The sequence below is a fragment of the Galbibacter kalidii genome, assembly GCF_026241135.1.
GTDB lineage: Bacteria > Bacteroidota > Bacteroidia > Flavobacteriales > Flavobacteriaceae > Galbibacter.
In genome coordinates, this window is record NZ_JAPFGA010000048.1 from 1 (window position 1) to 3826 (window position 3826).

A 3826-nucleotide genomic window follows, 5' to 3' on the forward strand; every position below is an offset into this window, starting at 1 on the left:
GTAAAATATGTAAAGCTGCCGAATTGTTGGATGTTAAGGTACTTGATCATATCATCCTTGCACCCGATGGCAGTTATTACAGTTTTGCGGATAATGGGGATTTATAATAAAGTACACACCATGAAAGGTACGGAAAAAACGGAACTTGAAACATGGCAGGAAGAAGGGCACGACCTCGGGGATTATCCCGATGGTTTCAATCCTGACCTGTACGACCTGTGAACAACTTTAAATTCAAAACGATGGTCTATCTGAATTACAACAACCTCGATGCCGGTACCCAAGAACGTTTGCTTTCCATGTCCAAAAAAGATGTGGAAAGCCGTTTTGGGGAACAGTTAAAGAGCTATGCCAGGGAACACTATATCAATTACGATACCCTGTTGGAAGAGGAAGCCATACGAAACCTGTACAATTACGATTACGTGTTCAATATATGAACACAACGGACACACCAAAAAAGACCCTGCCGAACCGAGGGCACTGAAAAACTATCTCTTTTGAGGTAATTTTATTAAAGCGATCAAGTAAAAATATATTTTTAGACTTGGTCGTTTTTTTATTTGTGATTTCTTGAGGTGTTGATATTTAAATCAATCTATGACTTAAAATGATAGATATGGCCCTTTTACGCTTGCTCTTATCAATATCCTGTACTTATATGGTTAATTTAAGGATTCTCTTGAGGTTTACGGTGAAAATTGCAAGTGCTCCCTGCATCTGCATACTGTTGATGCCATACGCTATGGCACGACCGTAACCATGAACGTTCTTTAGTTCACTGTTTTTGGCCTCAACCTTATAGCGGTGTTTCGATTTTTCTTTAAAATATTCGGTTTCTTGAAATACCATCTGTTCTTGGTGCAGGCTTGATTTTATGGAGACCGAATAGCTTTTGGTCTTGGCTCCCGGCTTATAACAACCATCCTTTAATGGGCACACCTTGCATTTCTCCACATCAAAATAATAAGTATGTACCTGATTGTCCCCGATGTTCTTTTTTCCCTGTCGTGCCTTTCGTATGGCCAGGTGTCCTGCCGGGCACACGAACATGTCGGCATCTTTGTTGTAATCAAACCTATCCTCTTCCTTTCTAACACCTTGTGTAATGGCGGGGTTGAGTTTTGCCACTATCTTTATCTTCTGATCATCTTTGCCCTTGAGCTTGAGGTTTTCCTTTCCGGAATAGGCTGTATCACCAATTATCGCATCCACCTGAATTCCATTGTCCTGGCTTATTTTCAAAAGCATTGGTAACTCCGGGCCATCGCCTTTTTCACCCGATGTGACCACTGCCGCGGTAATGATGCGTTCCTCTGTCATGGCCAGGTGGGTCTTGTAACCAAAGAATTTGCAGTCAACTGATTTATGGCCGATTTTAGCATCTGTATCCTTGGAAAGGATATGGTTTTCCTGGGTATCTTCCACGGTCTCCTTCAATAGGTTCAACTTCTCTTTGACTGCAGGAATCAAACTTAATGCCTGGTCTGATTCAATGCACTTCTCCAGTTCCCTGCAATAATCCAGTTCCCTGTCCAACTCCCCGGAAGCGTTCTTTTCCGGCATGCGGGCTTTCATGTCTTCGTCTATGGCGTACACCGCTTTGCGAAGCAGCTTTGAACGCTCCCTGAGAACCTCAAGTGCGGAATATGGATTAGATCTGGACAGGGAATGTGTGGCATCAACAATAATGGACCTGGACTTAATGATTTCTTTTTCAATGGCTATGGAGACAGTCTTGCTTATCAACAGGTCCAACAGATCGGTATCTTTCAATCGCAGCTTACGGAACTTGGTCAATGAACTGGAATTGATGACCGATTCCTCGGGCGCCATTTCCAGAAAATACTTGAAGGACATATCATATCGGGAACGCTCAACTACATCAACGTCTGAAATGGAATAGATCGTTTTCAATAACAAGTACTTGAACATGCGGATGGGACTTTCCGCATTTCGTCCGTTATTTGAACAATATTTATCTACCAGTTCATCGTAGATAAAGGAAAAATCAATCAATTCATTGATTTTTCTAAGAAGGTTTTCCTTGGGCACGATTAAATCATATAGATCCGAGTACGCACTTAATTGAATTTTTTGTTGCTGTAATAACATACTTAAGTTGTTGTTAAACAGCATTAAAATACGAAAAAAGGAGCAAAAACAGTACTGTTTTTGCTCCTTTTCATCTCTTTTTATACCAATTTATTGAGGGACTTTTTCAGTACCCTCGCCGAACCAAGGGTCTTTTTAGCTGCGGTTTGATTTTTGGGAGGATCGAACTCCCAAAAATCAATTGGGGTCTTGATCTTTTTGGGAAGGCAGACCATGCCCGAAAGAAACCTATTCATGTATTTGACCGAAAGATAGTCCTTCAAAAATATTCCCATCAAAAGACTTCGGCATAAAGCCGTTCGTACCTCACTTTTTATTCCGATTCCTTTTGAGCTGAAATTTTTGGGAAGGACTGGCGGGGCGGCAAATAATCAATAATTTAAAATCAAACGTTATGGAAAAAAGAGTAAAAGTAAAGAGGCTGTTGGAGATCCCTGCAAGAAAACATAAAAGGGAAACGATTGCCAAGGAAGCCGCCACTGACAAATCCTATTTGTTGGTGATCGATTTAAGGATTTTCAGGTTCGAGTATTCCAAAGAAGTGATAGTCCCCGATAACCCAACATTGGAATAGCGCGTAAAAAAGGCTCTTAAGCAAGAGTCTTTTTTTTATCATACCGTAGGCATCCGGCGACTTGACAAGCCCAAACCCATAGTTCCATAAATTCTGGTATCAAACCATTCTATTTGCGGGCGTAATGCGTTTTTATTTGAGCGGGATTGTAGCTATATTTATTAAGGTGCAAAGCAGTATATTTTGTACGGCATCCGAATTTTGATTTGACTTTCCCAAAGCCCGTACAATCCAATTACATACAGGACAAAGGCAACCGGCTTTTAAGTACATGGTGAGCTTTAAGGTTTTTTACCCCGCCTTTGGCGGGGATGGAGAAGCAAGAGGGTAGCGCGCTCACGCGGCGATACATGTTTGTTTTGCCCCGCAAAGCCCCTGTTTATAAAGGTTTGGGGGGATTAAGTAAAATAAGGGCCGGTAGGTTTTTCACGGAAAAAGCAGCCGGGCCCAATAAAACCAAGGGATTTTTCACGAAAAAATGGACAAGGGATATGAAAAAGAACGGTTTGTAAGCCTGAGCATCAAAAGCCCGGTGGCCAAAAAGTATCGGCGGTTCTGCAAAAGAAAAAGAGCATCACAGTCGATGGCCCTGCTTTCCATGCTGGACTTTTTTGAGATCAACGGCGTCTCTCCGGAGGACCGGTTGGGGGAGACCATAACAAGCCTCAAAAGACAGATCAAGCAGCGCTTTAATGCCGTGGTCGCCATTATCCGGGCTGTTGAAAAAGAACAGACCAAACCTACGGTAGCGATGCTACAGTCCCTTTTTGAACAGCATTTACTGGCAGAAGAGGGGACCGAAGATGCTTTTGAGTTTACAGAAACCCCATTTACCGATGACCTTACGGTCCCTTCAGACAACGATCAAACAGCATCCGAATGGCTGGAGGAGCTGACCGTTCCCAAAATCCGATATGACAGGTTGGAGGGAAGGATGAATACCTTAAAAACAGGTTTCGCCTATGTCCTAAGCCATGTAAAGGAAGCCGAAACTTCTTTCGGGAAAGAATACCTACAACTGGAACTCAGTAAAGAAGAATTGGAAAAATATAAACGGACCCTAGAAAACATATAGCTTATGTACATAGCCATTACCAGACAATACCAGGGGGAGCACTTTAAAGGCAGTGCCCGGGA

The 3826-nt window shown here is 42.4% G+C and carries 5 protein-coding genes; 4 read left to right on the forward strand and 1 reads right to left on the reverse strand.

The window, feature by feature from the left end; genetic code table 11:
• Both OOZ15_RS20385 and OOZ15_RS19695 read left to right on the forward strand, forming a co-directional pair.
• On the forward strand, window positions 1–107 hold a 107-nt coding region (locus OOZ15_RS20385), incomplete at its 5' end, for a JAB domain-containing protein (protein WP_323670664.1).
• Between the two features lie 135 nt (window positions 108–242).
• Window positions 243–440: a hypothetical protein gene (locus tag OOZ15_RS19695; RefSeq protein ID WP_265958151.1), complete on the forward strand. Its 198-nt coding sequence runs from the start codon at window positions 243–245 to the stop codon at window positions 438–440.
• A gap of 217 nt (window positions 441–657) precedes the next feature.
• Here OOZ15_RS19695 and OOZ15_RS19700 read toward each other — a convergent pair whose 3' ends face one another.
• Complete coding sequence (locus OOZ15_RS19700; RefSeq protein ID WP_265958152.1) at window positions 658–2115, reverse strand: IS1182 family transposase; 1458 nt, start codon at window positions 2113–2115, stop codon at window positions 658–660.
• A gap of 394 nt (window positions 2116–2509) precedes the next feature.
• Here OOZ15_RS19700 and OOZ15_RS19705 point away from each other — a divergent pair, with 394 nt between their 5' ends.
• Both OOZ15_RS19705 and OOZ15_RS19710 read left to right on the forward strand, forming a co-directional pair.
• Window positions 2510–2689: a hypothetical protein gene (locus OOZ15_RS19705; protein ID WP_265958153.1), complete on the forward strand. Its 180-nt coding sequence runs from the start codon at window positions 2510–2512 to the stop codon at window positions 2687–2689.
• A 478-nt stretch (window positions 2690–3167) separates the two neighbouring features.
• Complete coding sequence (locus OOZ15_RS19710) at window positions 3168–3764, forward strand: BfmA/BtgA family mobilization protein (protein ID WP_265958154.1); 597 nt, start codon at window positions 3168–3170, stop codon at window positions 3762–3764.
• Window positions 3765–3826 lie beyond the last annotated feature (62 nt).

Bases quoted from the DNA above. Each gene is read 5' to 3' on its own strand.
- OOZ15_RS19705 (WP_265958153.1), top strand. From the start codon at position 2,510: ATGGAAAAAAGAGTAAAAGTAAAGAGGCTGTTGGAGATCCCTGCAAGA.
- OOZ15_RS19700 (WP_265958152.1), bottom strand. From the start codon at position 2,115: ATGTTATTACAGCAACAAAAAATTCAATTAAGTGCGTACTCGGATCTA.
- OOZ15_RS19710 (WP_265958154.1), top strand. From the start codon at position 3,168: ATGGACAAGGGATATGAAAAAGAACGGTTTGTAAGCCTGAGCATCAAA.
- OOZ15_RS19695 (WP_265958151.1), top strand. From the start codon at position 243: ATGGTCTATCTGAATTACAACAACCTCGATGCCGGTACCCAAGAACGT.